This window comes from Micromonospora sp. NPDC049048 (genome assembly GCF_043197615.1).
Lineage (GTDB): Bacteria > Actinomycetota > Actinomycetes > Mycobacteriales > Micromonosporaceae > Micromonospora.
In genome coordinates this window covers 179,121-201,306 of the sequence record NZ_JBICTM010000004.1, presented here as the reverse complement: position 1 = coordinate 201,306, position 22,186 = coordinate 179,121, and the positions used below count along the sequence as shown (strand labels likewise).

At 75.9% G+C, this 22,186-nt stretch carries 13 protein-coding genes; 10 read left to right on the top strand and 3 right to left on the bottom strand.

The window, feature by feature from the left end; all coding sequences use genetic code 11:
• Positions 1-56 precede the first annotated feature (56 nt).
• On the bottom strand, positions 57-2,684 hold the full coding sequence (locus ACGFIG_RS15560; RefSeq protein ID WP_393003255.1) for a CHAT domain-containing protein: 2,628 nt from the start codon (positions 2,682-2,684) through the stop codon (positions 57-59).
• A gap of 185 nt (positions 2,685-2,869) precedes the next feature.
• Between ACGFIG_RS15560 and ACGFIG_RS15555 the strand changes: the two genes are divergently transcribed.
• Genes ACGFIG_RS15555 through ACGFIG_RS15545 form a run of 3 tightly spaced genes read left to right on the top strand, consistent with a single transcriptional unit; the run spans position 2,870 to position 5,289 of the window.
• On the top strand, positions 2,870-4,180 hold the full coding sequence (locus ACGFIG_RS15555; RefSeq protein WP_393003253.1) for a S8 family serine peptidase: 1,311 nt from the start codon (positions 2,870-2,872) through the stop codon (positions 4,178-4,180).
• A 31-nt stretch (positions 4,181-4,211) separates the two neighbouring features.
• Complete coding sequence (locus tag ACGFIG_RS15550; protein ID WP_393003251.1) at positions 4,212-4,850, top strand: RNA polymerase sigma factor; 639 nt, start codon at positions 4,212-4,214, stop codon at positions 4,848-4,850.
• Positions 4,825-5,289: a hypothetical protein gene (locus ACGFIG_RS15545; protein WP_393003766.1), complete on the top strand. Its 465-nt coding sequence runs from the start codon at positions 4,825-4,827 to the stop codon at positions 5,287-5,289. The genes ACGFIG_RS15550 and ACGFIG_RS15545 overlap by 26 nt, the downstream gene beginning before the upstream one ends.
• Positions 5,290-5,382: 93 nt before the next feature.
• Here the strand turns inward: ACGFIG_RS15545 and ACGFIG_RS15540 are convergent, their stop codons facing one another.
• On the bottom strand, positions 5,383-6,438 hold the full coding sequence (locus ACGFIG_RS15540; RefSeq protein WP_393003249.1) for a hypothetical protein: 1,056 nt from the start codon (positions 6,436-6,438) through the stop codon (positions 5,383-5,385).
• A gap of 403 nt (positions 6,439-6,841) precedes the next feature.
• On the opposite strand from ACGFIG_RS15540, the gene ACGFIG_RS15535 reads away from it, so the two are divergent.
• The 7 genes from ACGFIG_RS15535 to ACGFIG_RS15505 all read left to right on the top strand — a co-directional run bounded on the left by ACGFIG_RS15535 (position 6,842) and on the right by ACGFIG_RS15505 (position 20,983).
• Positions 6,842-7,138, top strand: coding sequence for a hypothetical protein (locus tag ACGFIG_RS15535; protein WP_393003247.1), 297 nt, complete (start codon positions 6,842-6,844; stop codon positions 7,136-7,138).
• A gap of 490 nt (positions 7,139-7,628) precedes the next feature.
• Positions 7,629-8,444, top strand: coding sequence for a DUF4132 domain-containing protein (locus ACGFIG_RS15530; protein ID WP_393003245.1), 816 nt, complete (start codon positions 7,629-7,631; stop codon positions 8,442-8,444).
• 5 nt (positions 8,445-8,449) lie between these two features.
• Complete coding sequence (locus ACGFIG_RS15525) at positions 8,450-13,465, top strand: hypothetical protein (protein ID WP_393003243.1); 5,016 nt, start codon at positions 8,450-8,452, stop codon at positions 13,463-13,465.
• A gap of 112 nt (positions 13,466-13,577) precedes the next feature.
• Complete coding sequence (locus tag ACGFIG_RS15520) at positions 13,578-14,768, top strand: AAA family ATPase (protein WP_393003241.1); 1,191 nt, start codon at positions 13,578-13,580, stop codon at positions 14,766-14,768.
• Positions 14,765-18,559: a DUF5682 family protein gene (locus ACGFIG_RS15515; RefSeq protein WP_393003239.1), complete on the top strand. Its 3,795-nt coding sequence runs from the start codon at positions 14,765-14,767 to the stop codon at positions 18,557-18,559. The genes ACGFIG_RS15520 and ACGFIG_RS15515 overlap by 4 nt, the downstream gene beginning before the upstream one ends.
• Positions 18,556-20,472 carry a hypothetical protein gene (locus ACGFIG_RS15510; protein WP_393003237.1) on the top strand — a complete coding sequence of 639 codons (1,917 nt, stop codon included), beginning with the start codon at positions 18,556-18,558 and terminating at the stop codon, positions 20,470-20,472. Before ACGFIG_RS15515 ends, ACGFIG_RS15510 begins: the two co-directional genes overlap by 4 nt.
• 160 nt (positions 20,473-20,632) lie before the next feature.
• A complete protein-coding gene (locus tag ACGFIG_RS15505) occupies positions 20,633-20,983 on the top strand; it encodes an STAS domain-containing protein (protein WP_393003235.1) in 351 nt (116 codons plus the stop codon).
• 4 nt (positions 20,984-20,987) lie between these two features.
• On the opposite strand, the gene ACGFIG_RS15500 is transcribed toward ACGFIG_RS15505, so the two are convergent.
• Positions 20,988-21,806, bottom strand: a complete 819-nt coding sequence (locus ACGFIG_RS15500) for a PP2C family protein-serine/threonine phosphatase (protein WP_393003233.1) — start codon at positions 21,804-21,806, stop codon at positions 20,988-20,990.
• Positions 21,807-22,186: the final 380 nt, after the last annotated feature.

Here is a 22,186-nt window from a genome sequence, read left to right as displayed (position 1 = left end):
ACTAGCGGCGGGTCCCTGTGCCGAGGAGCGGAGCAGCGGGCGGACCGCCCTGCCGGTCAGCCGGCGCCGAAGCAGACGAAGGCGGCGGCGGTGGCATGGGCGGCGCCGCCACCGTCGTCGAACGCGCGTCGGGCGTCGGCGAGCGCCACCGCCGGTGCCGCGCCGGCGCGCATCCGCCGGTGCAGGTCCAGCATCAGCGCGGTGGTCAGGTCCGCGGGGACCGGTAGCACGGCGGCGATCAGGCTGCGGGCGCCCAGCGCCAGCAGTACGGCGGTGAAGCCCATCACCTCGTCGCCTGGCCGCACGCCGGAGAGGCCGGAGTCGCAGGCGGAGAGCACCACGCAGCCCGGCGGGCGGGTCAGCCGCTCCAACTCGTACGCGGTCAACGGTCCGTCGGCCAGTTCGAGGGTGGAGAAGAGCGGGTTGTCGGCGCGAAAGGTGCCGTGTGCGGCGATGTGCGCCAGCCCGGTCCCGTTCAGCGCGTCGGTGACCGCGTCGGCGGTGGCGGCAGCGCCGCTGAGGTGGCGGGCGCCGGGCAGGGCCGCGCCGAGCTGGCGTACCTCCGCCTCGGCGGCGGGCAGCCGGGGCCCGGCCACCAGCACCGGCGGGCCGGGCGGGACGCTCCGGCCGACGGCGCGCATCCAGACCGTCGCCGAGGGCGCCACGGTCACCGGCCGGCCGGCGCAGGTCGGCAGGCCCGACCACGGTACGGCGTGCAGCGCGCCGATCGGGACGATCACCAGTGGACGCTCGTCCAGCAGTTGGCGTACGGGGTCGAAGAGTTGCCGGTCCAGCGCGGTGGCGGCGAACTCGACGCCGGCCCGGGCGCTGGCCGAGTCGCCGGTGGTGACCAGCCGGCGCAGCCCGAAGCGGTGTCGGCGGGCGGAATCGAGCGCCTCGTCGAGCGGGCCGAGGTCGTGCAGGCTGGTCCGGCCGTCGCGGACCAGCACCGCCCGCAGCCGTGGCCCGTGCGCCACCAGTTCCAGCAGCACGGCGTCCCCGAGTGTGGCGGCGAGGGCGCGTACGGTGGGCGGCGCCACGAGCCCTCCGCCGTCTGTGCCCCGGGCTCCGCCGTCCGCGCCCCGGGCCAGTTCCCGGATGCGCTGTTCGAGTCGGCCCTGGCTGCGCCGCAGCGCGTGTCCGGGGTGGCCGGCCAGCAGCGCGTCCTCCAGGGCCGTGCTGACCATCCGTAGCTCGGCCAGGGCCGTGGCCAGCTCGGGGTCCTGCGGTGGCTGTACGGCGCGCATCCGCAGGGCGTTGGCCCGCCAGCGTTCCGCCCAGGCCAGCACCTGCGCGGGCGTGCCGGTGCGGATGGCGATGTCCAGCCCTTCGGCGGCCAGCTCGTGCCCGTACGCCCCGCTGTGCGCGCGTAGCTCCGTGGCGCCCAGGGAAGCCCGGTGGCCGTCGAGCACCGCCAGTCCCCGGCGCAGGGCCCGGGCCGCGCTCCGCAGGTCCCCGTCGAGCCGGCGGCGCAGCGCGAGCGCGTACCAGCCCTGGGCGCGGTGGGGTGCGGTGCCGCGGCGGTGCGCGCGGGCGGCCACCGCCAGCAGTTCGGCCGCGCGGGCGGGCCGGCCCAATGTCTCGGCCAGCCGGGCGGCCTCGATCCGGGTGGTCAGTGCCGGCGAGGGCCAGCCGGTGGCGTCGAGCTGTCCCGCGGTGCGCAGCATGGCGGTGAGCAGGGCCGTCGACCGGGTGCCCCGGGCGAACTCGGCGCGCAGCTCGACGTGCCGGGCGAAGGCGGCCCAGATGCGGCGTCCCTGGCGGCGGAAGCGGGCCCGTGCCGAGGCGGCGGCGGTCGCTGCGGTGTCCAGGTCGCCGGCGAGCAGGGCCGCCCGGGCCCGGGCCAGCAGTGCCTCGGCGAGGTCCGAGGCCATGCCCTGCCGGCGCAGCTCCGTCACGGCCGAGGTGGCCACCTCGACCGCCTCGTCGACCAGCGGCACCGAGAGCAGCAGCTCGAACCGGTCCAGCAGCAGCGCCGGTCGGGGCACCGACAGCCGGCGGTACTCGTCGTCGACGGCGGCGAAGCTGCGTAGCGCGCTGGCGACGTCGCCGCGCTGGCCGGCGGCGATGCCGATGTTCCAGCGGGCGTCGGCGGCGGCCAGGTCGAGGCCGAGGCGGCTGAAGATTGCCGCGGAGCGCGACAGGTCGTCGTCGGCGTTGCGGCCGGTGCCCCGGTGGGCGTTGAGCAGCCCGCGGTTGTTGCGGGCCCGTGCCTCCAGCAGCAGGTCGCCCTCGCGTTGGGCGATCTCCACCGCGATGGCGTAGTCCCGGACCGCCTCGTCGAACCTGCCCCGGTAGTGCAGCACGACGCCCCGCTGCATGCGGGCCCGGCCGGCGTCGGCGCCGGTCAGTCGGGGAAGTGCCAGGGTCACGGCGCGGAGCGCCGCGCCGGTGTGTCCGGCGTTGGCCAGGACGTACCCGAGGCTCATCCGGGCCAGTGCCCGTACGCGGGGCGAGTCGGCGACCCGAACCGCCCGGCGCAGGTGCCGCAGGGCGCCCGGCAGGTCGTTGAGTTCCCGCAGGGCGAGCCCGATGGCGCGTTCGGCGGTGGAGCGCTCGTCCGGGTCGGGATGACCGGCGGCGAGGATCTCTCGGCCGATCGCGATCGCCTCGCGGGGGTAGCGCTGGACGGCGTCGAGTGCGGCCTGGGCCGTGACGGCACCGGAAACGGCGCTGTCGGCCATGCCGGGAAGACTTCCCTAGTCGCGCTCTCCGGTCAATCGCGCTGACGGGTGTCGGACATGTCGCCTGGCCGACGATCAATTGACACTCAACTATCCTTTGAAATAATCGTCGGGTGCCTCGGAGAGCGCATCCGTAGCTGCCTGGCCCGTCGCCGACCACGCATCTTCGACCGCCTGGAGGACCGGTGCCGTCTGACGACTCCCTCGCGTCGCGTCCGCCTGCCGGGCTGTCCCGCCGGCAGGTGATGGCCTGGTCCACCCTGGCCGCGGCGGCGGCACCGCTCGGCCTCCTCGGGGCCGGTGGACCGGCCGTCGCCGACGAGTCGCCCGACGCCACCTACCAGCGGGTCTTCCTGGAGGCCCTGGCCGCCGACCCGGACCTGCGCCGGCACACCGTCAAGGGCCGGGAGTTCCTCTACCGCCCCCGGCAGCTCCTGGTGGCCCACCCGGACGTGCAGCGGGTCGTGAGCCGGTTGCGCAGCTACGGTCATCCGGTCACCGAGGGCGTCGGCTTCGGCGGGGTCGCCCGGCTCGTCTTCGCCGCCGAGACCGACGTCCCGGCGGTGGTGACCAGGCTCCGCGACCCGCAGCAGTGGCCCGGGCAGCAGCCTCCCCAGGTCCAGCCGCACCACGCCCTGCTCGGGTTCGGCAACATCATGGGCAATCCCGGAGGGCCGCCCCGGGTCGCCGCCGCCCTGCCGGCACCGGATCCGGCGCGGGCGGGCGAGGGCGCGGGAGTGACGGTGGGGATCTGCGACACCGGCATCTGGCGCCAGGCCGGCTCCCGCCATCCCCAGTGGCTGGCCGGCAGCTATCTTCCCGAGGTCGACGACGAGGACGCGGTCTACGTGGGCTCCGACGTGCTCGCGTTGCAGGGCGGCCACGGCACCTTCGTCGCCGGAGTGGTCCGGCAGGCCGCGCCGGGCGTACGTTTCGATCCCGAGGCCGCGCTGAACGCCACCGGCGTCGGCGACGAGGAGATGCTGGTCGCGGCCCTGGGGCGGCTCGATCCGCAGGTGTCGGTCGTCAACCTCTCGCTGGGCTACTTCACCCAGGACGATCAGCCTCCGCTGCCCCTGGTCAACGCGCTGGCCGGGCTGCCCGGCAGGGCTGTGGTCGCGTCGGCGGGCAACGCCGGCACCAGCCGTCGGGCCTGGCCCGCCGCCCTGGAGCGGGTCCTGGCGGTGGGCGCGGTGAGCGCCGGGCCCACCGGCCCGAGCCCGGCGCCGTACAGCAGCTACGGTTCATGGGTGGACGCCTGCGCGCTGGGGGATCGGACCAGCACCTACGTCAGGGGTCGGCTCCAGTTGCCGGGCCAGCCGACGCGGTACTTCGACGGCTTCGCCGCCTGGGCCGGCACCTCGTTCGCGACAGGTCACGTCGCCGGCCGCCTCGCGGCGCTGATGACCAGCGCCGGGCTCAGCGCCGAGGCGGCCCAGGCCGCGCTGGTCGCCGGCCCCCGCTGGCATCCCGACTACGGTGTACTCGTCGCGTGAGATCGGCGTCGGCGCCCCGGGCGGTGCCCGGATGAGCGAGCGCAGCACCGTGGGGCTGGTCGCCGCGGCCTCCGGTGGCGACGAGCCGGCGTGGGGCGAGTTGGTCCGCCGCTACACCCCCCTCGTGCTGTCGGTCATCCGGTCCCACGGGCTCGACCAGGTCGACGCGGCGGACGTGAACCAGACCGTCTGGCTGCGTGCGGTGGAGCACCTGGGGCGGCTTCGGGAGCCGAACGCCCTGCCCGCCTGGCTGGTCAGTACCACCCGGCGTGAGTGCTACCGGCTGCTGCGCCTCGGTCGACGGATCCAGCCGTTCGATCCGTACGACGACTCGGTCGACGGGCACGTCGGCGCCCGCCTGCTGGTGGATCCGGTCACCCCGGACGAGGGCCTGCTGCGCGCCGAGCGGCAGCAGGCGCTGCGGGAGGCGTTCGCTCAGTTGCCGCCGCGCTGCCGGGAGTTGCTCGCTTTGCTGATGGCCGATCCGCCGGTCAGCTACCGCGACATCGGTGCGCGGCTGGGCATGCCGGTGGGCAGCGTCGGCCCGACGCAGGCCCGGTGCCTGCAGAAACTGCGGAACTGTCCGGCTCTCGCTGCCTTGCTGAGGGCGCGTCCGGCCGGCGAGGGGAGCGGAGGTGACCGGGATGGAGCCGTGGCCGCCAGCCGCTGACGAGGCCCTGCTGGCCGAGTTGCGGGCCGCCCTGCGCGACGCCGACCCGGTGCCCGAGCACTTCCTGTCCGCGGCCAGGGCCGCGTTCGCCTGGCAGAGCATCGACGCCGAGCTGGAACTCGCCGAGCTGACCTTCGACTCGGTCTGCGACCCGGAGCCGGCCGGCCTCACCCGCTCCACCGGATCGACCCGTACGTTGATGTTCCGCAGCGGTCCGGTCGTGGTCGAGATCGAGGTGACCTCGACCGGGATCGTCGGGCAGGTCTCACCGGCCCGGGGTGGCCGGGTGGTGGCCCAGACCTCCGTCGGCCCGTACGAGGAGGTGCCGGTCGACGCGGTGGGCTTCTTCTCGATGGGGGTGCCGCCCGCCGGCCCGGTCCAGCTCTGCGCCCACACCTCGGGATTCACGGTGGCGACCGCCTGGGTCAGCCTGCGCTGAGCGGGCCGTGGGCGGGCGGTGCCCGGCCGGACAGGTGGAACGGAGGTCACGGGCCCCGTCCGTGACCTCCGTTCCCACCCGCCGGCAGGGTGACTACTTGGCCCGCTGGGCCACCGTGATGTCGTACCGGACGCCGCCGAGGTCGGCCCGTGCGGCGCCGGTGGTGTCCGGGCCGATCTGGGTCACGTTGACGGCGGTCCTCTCCTGCGTCGGCACGGTCGCCGTGAAGTTGAGCGAGAACACGAGCCGCTCACCGGGGTTGAGTTCCAGGTTGTCCAGGCTGGCCTGGCCGATCTCGACGATCTCGACCTGGTTGCGGCCGACCTCGCGGACGCCCTTGCCGGCCTTGCCGCCCTTGACCCAGCGCTCGAACAGGGTCGGTCCGAGGTCGGCGACGAGCCGGCCACCGGCGGCCTGGAACGGGGCCCCGGTCTGGCCGAAGACGACACTGCTGCGCGCCGGCCGGGTCAGGGTGTTGCCGATGGCGAACGGGCGAATCTGCGCCAGACCGCCGGCGGTCACCGCCACCGAGTCGACGTTGCGCCAGGCGATGTTGTTGTTGTGGCGGGTGTTGACGCCGATGTCCGGGCCCTCGAAGGTCATCGGGTCGTTGGGGGAGACCCAGCGCGCCAGCAGGCAGAAGTGACCCGGGCCGGGCACGTCGTCCCACGGGATGGTGACCGAGGTGACGCCCGGGTAGACCGGCACTGCCATCGCCCCGATCTGGGTCCACGCCCCCGGCCAGGCCGCCCCGCCGCCGGGGGTGGTCCGGTAGACCCAGATCGTGCCCTCCTCCATCACGCTGTCGCCGTACGGGCCGGGGTTGCGCAGCTTGATGAAGATGTAGTTCCGCTGGCCGACGATCGGGTTCTGGCTGGTCGCGCACTCGACGGCGGTGGGGCAGACCTTGATGTCCGAGCTCTGCCAGAGCGGGTTGAGCGCGTGCGGCTCGAACCCCAGGTCGGCGGGCGTGTCCTGCATGTACACGTCGACCGCGCTGGCGGTGCCGACGCCGCCAGCGCGGCTGTCCGCCGGGCCGGTCAGGGGAGCGGCCCCGGCCGAGGTGACGGACAGCAGCGTTGCCAGTGCCGCGCCGGTGAGCAGGGCGAGCGTCGAACGACGAGCCCTTCCTGCGAGTCTGGTAGACACATTTCCTCCCGATGATGGGGGATCGCCGCACGCCCCGGGGCGGTCGCGTCGGCGGGTGGACGCCTTTACGGAGCCCAATCGACGCCAATAAATACATCTGTCGCCGGTCGATGTCAGATGGCGGGGTTTCGTATCAAGCCGACGAAAGCCGCGCCGCGCTCGGAGGCCGGCCGTGGAAGAGGCTTCGCCGGGATCGCCGTGCCGGTCAACGCGCCGCGACCCGGCAGCTCCGACTCCTCGCCCTGCTCAAACACCTCCGGCCGCGCCGCCCGCAGCACCGGCAATCAGCCGGTCCGTGATCATCACGATCGCGGGCCGGGTCGGGCAGTGGGGTCCCCTGACGTCGAGCGAGTCGATCGACGACAATCGGAGACCGTCATCGTCCACAGTCGAGAGGACACGAGTGAAACGTCGCTTGCTACACGCCCTGACGGTCGCGACCGTCGTTGTCGCCGGTTCGGCCGTGGTGGCCGCGCCGGTGTCGGCGAGCGACGCGTGGGGCATCGTCTGCAATCTCCGGCAGAACACCTGGCTGCGCGCCGCACCGCACAGCCACGTGCTGCTCACCCTGACGGCCGGGCGCGGGTTCCGCTGGCACGGTCAGGTCTGGGCTGTCGACGACGACGTCTGGATCTACGGCCACGGCGCCGAGCACCCGTCCGTGGACGGCTGGGTCCCGGCCGGCAACACCACCTGCTGAACCGGCAGTCGAGTCGGGGTGGCCGCGGGCGGTCGCGGCACCCCGGCGCGGGGTGGCCGATCGCGGCCACCCCGACGCGCGGTGGCGGCCGGGAGCCGCCGACGTGCCGATCCCGGTCGTTCATCGAGCTGGGCATTGCACCAATCGCGGCGCCGACCCGATCGAGGGGCGGCGCCGCTACTGTTTCGGACCGCTGAGCATCGGCCGTGACCTGGATCACTAAATGGCCTCCCCTGGGAGGTGCGGCCGGCCGCTCCTGGTGCGTCACGGCGGACCGGAGCTGCGACTTCCACGGGTCTCGTCCTGTTCGTCCCGCCGACCCCGGCTCGGTTGCCCGGCCGATGGGTCGCTGTCGTGTCGGTCACTACTGTTAGCGTGCCCTCGTTGTCGATCACGGCCGATTCCTCACGAAATCTGGCTGTTCTGCCACTGCGGAGGGTGTTCCTGAATGGGCTGGCTAGCGGTGGGGGACTCTTACGAGATCTCTCTCGTGGACGGAAAGGTGGCGGCCCGGTCCACCGGCCCACGCGCCGGCGGCCGTCCACTGAAGACGCTGCCGAAGGTGCTGCGGGACGCCCCCGAGGTGGACCGGCTGCGCCAACTCGGCCAGTGGCTCGACCGGCACGCGGCGGAGTGCCTGGCCCGCGTCGACGCTTGGGTGGTGTCCTCGCTGCCGGTCCCGACCGGGCTGCTGGCCCGGGTCTGGCCGGACCCCGCCTGGCGGGACGCGCTGCGCGACCTCGTGGTGCTCGGTGACGACCCGGCGGAGCCGGGCTTCCTGCGCGACGTCACCGACACCGGTGACCTGCGGGTGGTCAACCTCGACGGGGAGACCGTCCGGCTCACGCCGGTCAGCGCCACGTTGCCCCACCCGGTGCGCCTGCCCGACCTGGTCGACCTGCGCGAGTTCGCCGAGGAACTGGACGTGACCCAGCGCGTCGAGCAGCTGCACCGCGGCACCTGGGCCAGGCCCGACGACCTCGGGCAGCGCGACACCACGATCCCCGACTTCCGCGGCACCACGGTCCCCAGCCGGCTGGCGGCCCGGGCCGGCACGCTCGGCTTCCGGGCCTCCGGCTCGCAGATCAGCTGCCGCGTCTGGGAGGCCGGCCGCACCGTCGAGGCGACCCTGTGGTTCGAGGAGGACTACTGGAGCTCCGAGGCGACCCTCGGCACCCTCTCGTGGCGGGTCGTGGACGGGCCGACGCTGCGGTTGACCGAGGTCGGGCCGGTGGCCTGGTCGGAAGGAATGCGGATGGCGACGGCCCTCTCCGGCGCCGTGACCGGGACGGGGAGCAAGGCGTGAGCGCGATGACGACTACGACGGACGGACAGTCGGCCGAGAGCCTGCTGGCCGCGGGCGCGGTGCTGCCGAGCGGTACCGCCGGGGCCGGGGACCGGGCGGTGCCCCTCACCGCCCGCACCTACCGGCACCCCGCCCTCGACGACCGGCCGGTGGTGCGCCTGGTCGACGCCGCGCTCGGCGAGGGCGAGGACATCGCCCTCGAGTTCCTCGGCCTGACGCCGGGCGCCGAGCCGGTCGTCGTAGGGCTGGGCCCCCGCCGCCCGTTGGCCTTCCCGGAGTGGGTGCTGGTGCACCACCCGGCGGACGGCCGGCACGCGCTGGCGGTGGTGCCGGAGTTGCAGAAGCTGGCCAAGCAGGTGCGCTCGCGCCCCAAGACCGCCCTGGACGCCCACCAGGGCATCGCCGACCGGTTCGCCCGTTCGCTGCCGCACTTCCTGCCGACGTTCTTCGAGCAGGCGGCGCGGGTGTTCCTCGCCGCCGGGCAGGACGCGTACGCCACGCAGCTGTTCAACAAGGCGCGCAAGGCGGAGGCGCAGCACGGCCTGCAGGTCGACCTGCACCGGCTGGACGAGGTCTACGTGGAGTTCGCGTCGGCAAAGGTGGTGTCCGCGACCGCGTTGGCCGGCTACGCGAAGGAGCTGTCCGCCCAGTTGCCGGCCGACGAGGCGCTGGACCGGTTCTGCCGGCTGGCGCTGCGGGCCGCGGCCGCCGGGGTGGTGCCGTCCACCCAGTCGGCCACCGCGGTGAACCGGCTGGTCCGTACGGCCAGCAAAGCCGCCGGCAAGGCAGCTGCCGCGGTCGCCGAGCGCGCGGACGTCTACCTGACCGAGCTGCTCCGGCTGCCGGTGGCCGCCGAGGCGCCGGCCGGCTGGTGGAAGGCGCACCTGCCGGCCGTGACGGCGCTGGCCGGTCGCGACCCGGCGATCCGTGGCAGCCTGCTCGACCTGATGCCCGCCGACAGCGACGAGCTGGTCGCCTGGCTGGCGCTGCTGGCTGACACCGGCGCGCTCGCCGGTCTGTGTGATCCGGACGTGCCGGACGCGGCACGCCCGCGCGACGGCTCCGTCGGCTGGCTGCGTCGCTTCCTGGGTCGGATCAGTTCCGTGAACCAGCACCGCCGCCGTCGGATGCCGCAGCTGTACCCGCTCGTCGAGCGGATGGCCGACCGGCTGCGCGTCGAGCTGGCCGGCAGCGGCGAGAGCCTCGACGTCGACGGTGACCTCGACCTGCTCGACCTGCTGCTCGCCCTCGGCCTGCCGGTGACGCCGCCCAAGCAGGGGGCCGCCCTCGACCTGGCGACGTGGGTCAAGCGTGACGGCGAGCGGGACCTGCTCGCCGTGGCCGGCGACGACCGGTTCACCGCCGCCCTGCGCCGGGGTCTCGACCAGCTCGACGGCCAGCAGCCGGCGTTGCGCCGGATGGTCGACACGCCGGGCGTCCGGCCGATGCTGGCCGACTGGCTGCGGGCGCGGATCCGCGCCCGCTTCGCCGCCGGGCTGCCGTACCTGCCGGCGGCGGTGGACTGGCTGGGCCGGATCCCGGTCGAGGCGCTGCGGCTGGTCTCCGACGTCGTGGGTGGGCTCGGCGAGCCGGGCAGGGCCGGCGACCTCGGCCAGGCCCTGGGCGTCGACCTCGCCGAGCGCGTCGCCCGCACCCTGCGCGGTGGCCTTGTCGACGAACTGGGCTGGCCGGACTGGGAGCTGGCCTGGCAGGAGGTGACCGGCGGTGACCGCACGGTCGAGCTCTCCCGGCAGGAAGCCTGGCCGTACGTCATCCTGGGTGGGCCGACCACGGTGCGTGTGATCGGCGCCGAGGGCATCGTGCTCCGCCACGACCTGCGCATCCCGGCCAACGACATGTGGGGCCAGCCCGGCTACCACTACGTCGACGGCCACCTGCTGGTCTACTGGCGTTCCAAGGCGCTCAACTACGACCTGCGCGGCTACTGGCACTCGGCGCCCGGTGAGCCGCAGCCCCTGCAGGGCCGCACCCAGGGCAGCCAGGCGCGTGGAAAGCAGAGCACCCTGCCGTTGGCGGGCGGCGGGCGCACCACCGGCGACGGCGTGCTGCACCCCGGTGACACCGTCGTGCCGTCGGAGCTGCCGGTCATCACCGACGGCACCGCCCACTGGGTCTACCGGCGCGGCGAAGACGACGACACGCACGGCTGGCGCGAGTACGACCCGGTCGCCAACACCCACGGCGGGTGTGGCCTGCCCCGGTTCCTGGCCGACCTCCCGGTCGACGGCAGCCGGCTGCGGGCGTCGGCCAGCTGGCTGCGTCCGGCCCTGTCCGACCGGGCCACCCCGGCAGCGGTCCCGGTAGACGGTCTGCTCGGCTGGCGGGTGGTCACCATGCCGGACGGCTCGGTACGCGGCGACGACCTCGCCGGTCGTACGGTGACCGTGGCCGCGGGGCAGGAGCCGATCGCGGCGCTGGTGCTGCCCGGCGACGACCGGCCCCGGGCCGTGCTCAACGGCCTCGTCCTGGTCGACCCCGACGGGACGGCGTCGGCGGCCCCCGGACCGCCGTCCAGCCGGGACTACAACCCCGCCGCCCCGCCGCTGCCGCCGCAGGCGTTCGTCGGTCACCTGCTGCCCCGGGACCCGGCCGGCTCCACCGCCCTGCGCCGGATGGACCGGGAGACCGCCGCCGCTCTGCTCAAGGTCGCGATCGACGAGCGGCGCGCCGCCCTGGCGGAAGAGGCCGCCCGCGCGGCGACGCGGTCCGGGCCGACCGTGGCCACGCAGGCGGTCACCGGCCTGCCCGTCGCCGTCGCGACCGCCACGGTCGCCGCCGCACCCGCCACCGACGAGGACGCCACCGACGAGCTGGTGGAGCTGGTCGGGTCGACGTTGCCGGCGATCGGCCACGACGCCCTGCTCGCCGGGGTCGCCGGGGCGCTGCGGCTGGCCGCCCGGGTGCGCACCGACCTGGACGCGGTGACCGAGCGGCTCACCCGGTCGTTGTCCGCCCCCGTCGCCGAGGCACCGCCAGCCGCTGCGGCCGGACCCACCGACAGGCAGCTGAGCGCGGCGCTGGACGGGCTGCGCGGCTCGATCTACGGGGCGGGCACCGTGGCGCACGCCTTCACCCAGTTCCGGGCGTTGGCCACCCAGCGCTCCGTCACCGGCGGGGGCAATCCCGCCGTACGGCTGCACCTGGACGGGCCGGCGCTGCCGTCCACCCTGAACTGGTGGTCGCTGCTCGGCGGCGTCGCCGCCGTCGCCTACCGGGCCGTCGCGGCGGTCACCCCCGACGAGCACCGGGAGGCGCTGCGCGCGCTGCTCACGGAGCTGGACGGGCTCGACCTGGGCGCGGCGGCCGAGCCGGGGCGGTGGCGCCGGTGCGTACTGCACGTGCTGGACGACGAAATGAGGAACCCCGACGGCTCGCGCCGCTACCCGCAGCCGGGCATCCTGCCGCTGCCCGACGGGGCGTTCCTCGCGGTGCTCAACTCCAGCGGCACGACCACCGGCTACTTCTTCGAGGCGCTGCACCACGACCCGGCCGGCGTCTTCGCCTTGCCCGAGCCGTACACTTTGCACTCCTTGGAGCCCGTCGGTGACGAACGGCCGGCCGGCTGGCTGGCCGCCTTCCGCACCGAGTGGGCCGCGCGTGGCCCGCTGCCCTGGCGGCCGGAGGCGGCCGAGCGGTTCGCCGAGCTGACCGGCATCACCCCCACCGCCGCGAAGCTGGTGCTGGCCGGCCTGCCGTACGCCGACTCGGCCGGCACCGTGCCCACCGAGCTGCGCAAGGCACTCGGGATCAGGCAGGTCGGCGAGGTCAAGCTGGCCTTCGGGGTCCTGCGGGAGGCGAGGCCGGCACTGCGGCTGGCCGTGGTCTCGGCGCTGCTGCCGGCCGACCCGGCCCGGCTGTGGACCGACGGACCGGACGTGGCCGCCGCCGCGGCGGTATGGAACGCCGCTCTGGGGCGCCGGGCGGTCGTGCCCGAACAGCTGCTCGCCGAGGCGACCCGTGCGATCCGCACCGGCTGGGCGCCCGCGAAGGCGTTGCCGGCGCTGCTCGACCCGGCCCGCTCGGCCGAGCTGAGCACCGACCTGGCCTTCGAGGTCCGGGGCAACCGGGCCCGGCCCGTCGCCAAGCGCACGGCGGGCTTCACCGGGCACGTGCTGCACTCCACCATCGCCCTGGCGGCCTGGGTAGCGCACCACACGCCGGTCGGCGACCCGTGCCGGGCGGCGCTGCCGGCCGCGTTGGCCACGATCCGGGACCGGCTGGCCAACCCCGACCTCATGCTCGACCTGGAGCAGTACGTCTACCTGCCCGAGTTCCGGCAGGTGGCGGGCACCCCGTCGGAGACGGGCCCGGGCTGGGAACGCTACGGCGCCATCGTGCTGTCCACCCACGACAGCCGACCGTTGCCCGCGCTGCGGCCGCAGCTGCTCGACGCCGACGGCACGGACCCGTACCTGCCGGCGCTGCGCAGGGACGTGGCCAAGCCGTACCCGGTGGAGGTGGCGCTGCGGCTGGTGCGCGACCCGCGCTTCGCGGCGCTGCTCGCCGACGCGGGAGAGCCCGCCGACGGCGCGCGGGCGGCGGACGGGACCTGGTGGCCGCAGGATCCCACCCGGTCGGCGTCCGACGTGGTCGCCGAGGTCGCCGAGGCGTACGGCCTGGGCACCGACGCGGCGGCGGCGTACCTGATGCTGCTGGCCATGCCCGACCCGACGGACCGCAACACGGCGAGATGGACGGGCTGGAAGCCGGCGCGGCTGAAGGCGGCACGCGCCGAGTTGGCCGGCACCGACCTGGTCGTCGAGGCCAGCCGGTCCCGGGCCGGCCGGTCGCTGTTCCTGCCCGGCCCGTGGCTGGAGCGCGGCGCCGGGCAGGTGCCGATCGAGGGCTGGAAGTTGGCCCTGTTCGACCTCGCCCCCGACGGCACGGCCGCGCTCGGGGTGACCGTGCCGTTCGAACCGGCCGCGGAACTCTACCGGCGGGCCTGGCGACGCCTCCGCGACGGCGACCGGCCCCGCCTCGCCGACCTGCCCGGCCGCTGACCCCTGTCCGGCGGGTGGTGGCGCCCGCGACGACCTTCCCCGGCCGTCGCGGCGCCGCCGCCCCGCCCACCCCTGTCCCGAAACACCCCAAGAGAGAGATCGAGGAACACCCGTGACCGTGACGGAAGACGTCCGCCCCTCCGAGGCGCCGGAGAACGCCGCCCAGGTCCTCTCGGCCGAGCAGCGGTACGCCGACGAGCTGGCGTTCCTGGCCGCGTACGACGACGGGGCCCGGCCCCCGGGCTGGGCGCTGACCCCGCGCGCCGTGGTCACCTTCATCCAGGGCAGCGACGGCGAGGCGCTGAAGCTGCTCGCCGACCGGCGCACCGGCGCGGACGGTGGCGCGCTGCCGGCCAGCATGACCATCCCGGCGAAGTTCGTCGGCGAGCGGAGCCTCGTCGAGCGGTGCGTGGTGACCCTGGCCGGTGAGCGGGGCCTGCTGCTGGTCGGCGAGCCCGGTACCGCCAAGTCCATGCTCTCCGAGCTGCTGGCCGCCGCCGTCTGCGGCACCAGCGCCCTGACGGTGCAGGGCACCGCCGGCACCACCGAGGACGCCTTCCGCTACGGCTGGAACTACGCCCTGCTGCTCGCCCAGGGCCCGACGCCGCAGGCGCTGGTCGACTCGCCGGTGCTGACCGCGATGCGTACCGGTCGGGTGGTGCGCATCGAGGAGGTCACCCGCTGCCTGCCCGAGGTGCAGGACGCGCTGGTGTCCATCCTGTCCGACCGGCGGATGAACGTGCCGGAGCTGTCCGGCACCGACGACGGCCTGATCCGCGCCGTGCCCGGGTTCACGGTGATCGCCACCGCCAACCTGCGGGACCGGGGCGTGTCGGAGATGTCCTCGGCCCTCAAGCGCCGGTTCAACTTCGAGACCATCCACCCGATCTCGGACGCGGGCGTCGAGACCGACCTGGTCCGCCGGCAGGCGACCGCCGCCGTGCAGCGCGCCGGCGCGCCGTACGCGGTGGACGACGCGGTGCTCGACGCGCTGGTGACCGTGTTCCGCGACCTGCGTTCGGGCCGCTCGGGCGAGGGCTGGGACGTGGAGCGGCCCGGTACGGTGATGTCCACCGCCGAGGCGGTGCAGGTGGCGGTGTCGCTCGGCCTGGCCACCGCGTACCTGCCCGGCGCGGACGCGCTCGACCTGGTGCCCGGGCACCTGCTGGGTGTGGTCCGCAAGGACGACCAGGACGACCACGCCCGGCTGCTCGGCTACTGGGACGGCCCGGTCCGCCGCCGTGCCGAGGACGGCTCGGCGATGTGGCGGCGGCTCTGGGACCTGCGGGAGAGCCTGCGGTGACGACCCTCTCTCGAACGTCGCCCGCCCCGCCGGCGGCCGACCGGTCGACGGCCGATCCGCGTGTCGTGCTCGACGCGCTCGCCGCTTCGGCCCACCCGTACCTGATCGGGGTGCGGCACCACAGCCCGGCGCTCGCGGCGGTGGTGCCGGACCTGCTGGACGCGGCCGGGGCCGAGGTGGTCTGTGTCGAGCTGCCGGCCGACTTCCAGCGCTGGCTGCCGTACCTGTCCGACCCGGCCGCCCGGGCCCCCCTGGCCCTCGTGGGCAGCCACGGCGCGGACGGGCAGATGGGCTTCTACCCGTTCGCCGACTTCTCCCCGGAGCTCGCCGCGATCCGCTGGGCCCGCCAGCGTGGCGTCGAGGTGCGCTGCTGCGACCTGCCGCTGGGCGATCCCGGCTGGACCGCCGAGACCGCCGAGCCGGCGACCGCACCCGGCCCGGGCCCCGACTCCGCCCCGACCGCCGGCGCCGGGTCCGCCGCCGGTGACGGCGCCGCCGAAGACGCCGGGGGGCCGGTGCCCGCACCGGGCCGGTCGTACGCCGCCGCGCTCGGCGCCAGCGGCACGGGCCGCGACGGTGACGACCTGTGGGACCGGGTGGTCGAGGTGCGTGCCCCGGGCTGCCCGCCCGAGGCGCTGCGTCGGGCCGCGCTCGGCGTCGGCTGGGCGATGCGCACCGACAGCGCCAGCCGTGACGGCGTACCGGCCCGGGACCTGGCCCGCGAGCGGCACATGCGGCGGGTGCTGGCCGAGGCCGGTGCCGACGGCCGGCGGGTCGCCGCCGTCGTCGGCGCCTTCCACGCCCCGGCCCTGCTCGCCGCCCCACCCGCGGTCGACGGTGCCGTCGAGGCCACCCGGCCCGCCCTCGCCCCGAACGGCCCGGTCCGGGCCGTGTCGGACCCGCCCGCGCCGGCCACCACCGGCGGCACGGCGGTCACCTCCCTGGTGCCGTACGCGTTCGACCTGCTCGACTCCCGTTCCGGCTACCCGGCGGGGATCCGCGACCCACGCTGGCAGCAGTCCGTCTTCACCGCGGCCGGCGACCCCGAGCGGATCCGGGCCGCGGCCGCCCGGGCGGTCACCGACGTGTGCCGGGAACTGCGCGCGGCGGGCCACACCGCCGGCACCGGCGAGGCCGCCGAGACGGTACGGCTCGCCGACGACCTGGCCCGGCTGCGGGACCTGCCCGCCCCGGGCCGCGGCGAGGTGCTGGAGGCGGTGACCACCGTGCTCGGCCAGGGCGAGTTGCTCGGCCGCGGCCGGGCGCTGGCCAGGGCGCTGGAGACGGTGCTGGTCGGGGCCGAACGGGGCCGCGTCGCCCCGGGCACGCCGCGCTCCGGGCTCGGCCCGGCCGTCGAGGCGGAACTCGCCACGCTGCGGCTGCCCAACCCCGACAGCCCGAAGTCCCGCGAGATACGGCTGGACCCGCTGCGCACTGAGCTGGACGGGCGGCGGGAGGTCCTGCTGCAACGCCTCCAGGTCTGCGGCGTCGGCTACGGCGAGGCGATCGCGGTGTCCGGCACCGGTGACGGCGCTGCCCTGACCACCCGCTGGGAACTGGCCTGGACGCCGTCCGTGGCGGCCCGGCTGGACCTGGTCGGCGTCCGCGGGGTGACCGCGGCGCTGGCCGCGACCGGCACGCTGCGGGAGCGGTTCCGCCGGGAGGCCGCCGACGGTGGCCCCACGGCCGCGCAGCTGCTCACCGGGCTCCGTGACGCCGCCCGGTGCGACCTGCCCGAGCTGGTCACCGACCGGCTCGAGCTGGCCGCCGCGGTGCTGCCGGGCACCGGCACGCTGCCCGAGCTGCTGGCCGCACTGGATCTGCTGGAGGCGCTGCGCCGCGAACACCTGCCCGGCACCACCGCCGACGGCCGGGCCCGGGCCGCCGAGTTGGCCGTCGTGCTGCTGGACGCGGCGGTACGCGGGCTGCCCGGACTGGCCGGCAGCGATGCCCCGGCCGACGCCGCCGCCCTGGTCGACCTCGCGGTGCGGGCCGGCGAGGACCGGATCGGTCTGCGCCTGGACGAGGCGCTCGACCACCTGGCCCGTGCCGGCTCGCCGCTGATCCAGGGCGCCGCCCTGGCCGCCCGGGTGCTGCTCGACCTGACCGACCTGGAGACGCTGGGCGGCCGGGTGGCCGGCTGGATCGACGCGGCGACCGGACCGGACACCCGGCGGCACCTGCACCGGCTGCTCGGCGGCCTGCTCGCCGGGGCGCACCCGCTGCTGCAGTCCGCCCCGGCCGCGCTGGACCCGCTGCTGGACCGGATCGAACGGCTGCCCGACGCCGACTTCCTGGACCGGCTGCCGGCGCTGCGCGGCGGGTTCGACGTGCTCACCCCGGCGGCCCGGGAGCGGCTGCTGCACACCGTCACCGAACGGCTGGGCGACCGGCTCGACCTGAGCCTGTCCGCCCCGCCCGAGCTGCTGGCCCGCTGGGCCGCCGCCGACGGGGCCGGCCGGGCCGCCCTGCTCGCCCGCCACATCCCGATCCCGGGCGCGCCGACCGGCGCGACCGACGCCCCCGGCGGCACCAGCGCCCCCGTCGACGCCGACGCCCCCGTCGACGCCGACGCCCCCGTCGACGCCGACGCCCCCGTCGACGCCGACGCCCCCGCCGGCGCCGAAGTCCCCGCCGGCAGCGAGGCCCCCGCCGGCGCCGGACCCGCGCTGGAGGACGGGCTCACCCCGACCGACCGCTGGCGGCTGCTGCTCGGCCGCCAACCCGACCGGTTGCCGGCCGACGCCCGCCGCTACGCCCGCGCCCTGGACGAGCTGTACGGGGCCGGCCAGGGCGAGGGCGCCACCGACCTCGGCCAGGCGGCCGGCGGAGGACAGGAGGCCTCCTTCCCGACCGCGCGCGAGTGGGCCGACGAACTCGAGGCGCTGTTCGGCACCGCGGTCCGCGAGGAGGTCATCGCCCGGGCGGCCGAGAACGGCCGTACGGACGTGCTCACCGAACTCGACCCGGCCGCGGTACGCCCCTCGATGGAGCTGCTGACCTCGGTGCTGTCGCTGGCCGGTGGTCTGCCCGAGGGGCAGTTGGCCAAGCTGCGGCCCCTGGTGCGGCGGCTGGTCGAGGAGCTGACGAAGCAACTGGCGACCCAGATGCGCCCGGCGCTGACGGGGCTGAGCAACCCGCGCCCGTCACGCCGTCCCGGCGGCCGGATCAACCTGGCCCGTACGCTGCGGGCGAACCTGGCGCACACCCAGCGGCTCGACGACGGCCGGACGGTGGTGGTGCCGCAACGCCCGGTCTTCAACACCCGCACCCGCAGGGAGGCCGACTGGCGGCTGGTGCTGGTGGTCGACGTCTCCGGCTCGATGGAGGCGTCGGTGGTGTGGTCGGCGCTGACCGCCGCCGTCCTGGCCGGGGTGCCCACCCTGTCCACCCACTTCCTCGCCTTCTCCACCGAGGTCGTCGACCTGACCGGCAGGGTCGACGACCCGCTCTCGCTGCTGCTGGAGGTGCGCGTCGGCGGCGGTACGCACATCGCCGCCGGGCTGGCCGCCGCCCGCTCGCTGGTGACCGTGCCGAGCCGCACCATCGTCGCGGTGGTCAGCGACTTCGAGGAGGGCTACCCGCTGGCCGGGCTGCTCGGCGAGGTCCGCACGCTGGTCGGCTCCGGCGTGCACCTGCTCGGCTGCGCCGCGCTGAACGACAGGGGAGCGCCCTGCTACTCGGTGCCGGTCGCCGAGCAGCTCGTCGCGGCCGGGATGCCCGTCGCCGCTCTCAGCCCGCTCGAACTCGCCCGCTGGGTGGGCGACCGCATCCGCGGAGGATCACGTTGACGGACCGCACAGCCACCGCCGCAGACACCGACCGGTTGCCGCCGGTGCTGCCGGCAGTCGCCGCCGCGGCGGTGGCGGCCCTGCCGCCCCGGCTGCACAAGCGGCTGGACGCCACCGTCGAGCGGCTGGCCGGCGTACCGGTCGGGCCGGTCGACGGGGGCGTGTCGGTCGACTGCGGCCCGGAGGCGCTGGTCACCCTGACGCCCGGGCCGACCGGCGCGGTCACCGACGCGCAGCAGGCGCGGTGCAGCTGCCTGCTGGCGCCGCGCTGCCTGCACCGTACGGCGGTCCTCCTCGCCTGCCCGGTCGCCGACCCGGCCACCCACCCCGATCCGGCGTCCGCCGCCGGGGGACCGTCGACCGCCGAGCCCGCCAGTCGCGCCCGGGGGACCGGGCGTACCGCAGGAGAGGCTGCCGGTCGTGGCCGCCGGGGCGCGGCGCCGACGAAGGCGCAACGGGCCGCCGCCGGCGCGTTGTGGCGGGCGGCCGTCGCGGTGCTCGCGGCCGGCGCGCCGGCCGCCGGGGCAGTGCCCCAGGCCGAACTGCTGCGGGCCGCCCACAGCGCCCGGCTGGCCGGCCTGCCGCGGGCCGAGAGCGCCGCGCTGCGTACGGTGCGTGGCCTGCGCGCACACCGGGGGCGGCAGAACGGTCACCGGCTGGCCGAGCTCGTCGAGGTGTTGCACGACCTGCTGTACGTCGCCGGCCGGCTGTCCGCCGGCGACCCAGACCCGGCGCTGGTCGGCGTCCTACGGCGTGCCTACCAGCCGGACGGCACGCTTGAGGTGTACGGCGTCTGCCGGGAACCGGTGATCAGCGCGACCGGGTACGCCGGGGTGGTCACCCACCTGGTGGCCGCCGACGGGCGCCAGCTCTCCTTCGGCGACGTCCGGCCGGGCGGCCCGGACCGGGCGCGGGACTGCGCCCGGGCGGTCACCGAGATGGGCGCGGTCGCGGTCAACCACGCGGTGCTGTCCCGTGGTGGCCTGCGGATCACCGGCACCACGGTCTCCCCGGACGGCCGCCTCGGCGCCGGCAAGGGGGTCCGGGCGACCCCGCTCGTCGAGACCGACTGGGCCACCGGGCCGGTGGCGGAACTGTTCGGCCGCCCGCTCGCCGAGGTGGTGACCGCCCAGCTCGCCGTCGAGGACCCCGAGGACCCGGGCCGGGCCGGGACCGCGCTGGTCGGCGGTGACCTGGTGGTGGTGGGCGCCGTCGGTGACCAGGTGCTGGCCCGCGAGCTCGCCCCCGCCGCCGGCGCGGCGGCGGAGCGCGTGCCGGTACCGGACGGGCCGGTGATCCGGCTGGTGGCGGTCAGCTCGCACCCGATGCTGGCCCACGTGGCCAACCTGCGGCGGCTCGCCTCCCGGCCCGGCCTGCGGATCCGGGTGGTCGGCCGGCTCGACCCGGACCGGGCCGGCACGCTCCGCCCGCTCGCGGTCGGTCCGGTCCCCGGCGAGGCCACGACGCTGCGGCTGCCGGCGGAGTGGCACGGGCGGGTGGACCTCGGCTACGACGAGCTCCAGGGCGGTCAGCTGCCACCCCGCGACCCGGCCGCGCCGGGTGGGCCGGTGCTCGCCGTCGGCGCGGACGCGGTCGCGGAGTCCCCGCTGTGGCGGGTCCGTCGGCTGGTGGAGCTGGCCGTCTCCGGCGGTCGCCGGGCCGTGGCCGAGGCGGCCCGTGGCGACGGGGCCGGCCTGGCCGGCCCGCTGCGCCGGGCGGGTTTCACCACGGCCGCCGCCGTGGCCGCCGGGCTCGCCGACGAGTCCGACCGGCGCGGCCGGGACGCGTTCGGTCGGCTCACCGATCCCGATCCGGACCGGTACGCCTGGGCGTGGCTGGCCGCGACCGCCCACCTCGCCGCGGCCGAGCGGGAGCTGATCCGGTCCTCCTGGACCGCACCGCCCCTCGGCTGACGCTGTCGACGCCGGCGACCCCGCGACCGGCGCCCCGCCCGAACCACGGGTGGGGCGCCGGTCGGTGAGCGTTCGGGGCCGGCGTCTGGCACGGTGGGTACGGCACACTGAGCGGCATTGGCGTGGCCGGGCGACCGGTACGTCGCGACGAGGGGGATTCGTGGACTTCACACTGTCGACCCGGCCGGGGCGTATCGGCACGGTGGTGGAGGTTGTCGGTGAGGTGGACATGAGCACCACACCCCAGTTGCGTGACCGGTTGCACGAGGTGGCACAGGGCGGTGCCCGGGTGGTGGTGGTCGACCTGACCGGCGTCGGGTTCCTGGACTCCAGCGGCGTGGGTGCGCTCGTGGTCGCCTACAAGGACCTTCGGGAACGGGGCGGGTGGCTCGGTCTGGCCGGGGTCAGTCGGCCGGTGCGCTCCGTGTTGTCGATCACTTCGGTCGACCGGGTCATCGGCATCTTCGACACCGTGCGGGACGCCGAGGAGGCGTCCGCCGCGGCGACGTGATGCCTCATTCCGTGCCGGCGCTGGCGCGGGCGGTGTCGGCGCCGGCGGTGCTGCGTCGCGGCCCGTGGCCGCCGTACCAGTCCACGATCAGCAGGGTGGCGTCGTCGGCGAGGGCAGGCCCGGCGGTCGCCAGCACCGCGTCCGACAACGCCCGGACCGCCTCACGGGGGTGCAGGTGCCCGATCTCGCGTAGGGCGGCGGGCAGATCGAGGTCGGCGGCGTTGCGTTCGCGTACCCCGTCGGTGACGACGACCAGCCGGTCGCCCGGCGTCAGGAGAATCTCGCCGCTGCGGTAGCGCTCGTCGGGGAACATGCCCAGGGGGAAGTTGGCGGGCAGTTCCACCGGCGTGGCCCGGCCGTCGCGGACCAGCAGCGGCGGGACGTGCCCGGCGTTGAGCAGTTCGCAACGCGCGGTCCGCAGGTCGATCCGGCCGAGCACGGCGGTCACGTAGGCGCCCCGTACGTTCGCGTGCTCGGCGACGGCCCGGTTGGCCTCCTCGGCCTGCTCGACGAGACCGCCGCCGCGGCGGCGGGTGTTGCGCAGGCTGCCCACGCCGAGGGTGGCGGTCAGCGCGCTCGCCACGCCGTGGCCCATCGCGTCGGTGACGCTGAGGTGCAGCAGGTCGCGGGCCACGCTGTAGTCGAAGGTGTCCCCGCCGACGCTCGCGGCCGGCTCCAGCCAGCCGGAGAGGGCGAACGCGGCGGCCTCGCAGGTGAACGAGGCGGGCAGCAGACGCCGCTGGATCTCCGCGGAGAGCGTGAACGGGGTGCTGCGCTGCCCCCACTCGAACAGGTCGGTGTGCCGGCGGTTGGCGATGACCACGAACGCCAGCGCGTGTGCTGCTGACCTGCGCGACCACGTCGGCGTTCGGCTCGTCCGGCAGGTCGATCTCCAGCAGGCCGATGGTCTCGCCGCGTTCGGTGACGGGCGCGAGCACCGTCCAGCTGCCGTCTCGGGCTACCACCTGGCTCTGCTGCTGGCGGAGGACCTGCTCGTGAGGTCCACCGTCGAAGGGGAGGACCTCGGCGTTCTCCTCGCCCTGACGCCGACCGGGGCCGTGGTCGACGGGCTCGTGGGTCAGGCGGACCAGGGCCCGGCCGCTGAGGTCGGCGATCAGCAGCGACACGCCGAGCGCGTCCAGGGCCGTGGCGATCGCACCGGTGACGGCGTGGACCGCCTCGACCGGCGGGGCGTCCTCAGCC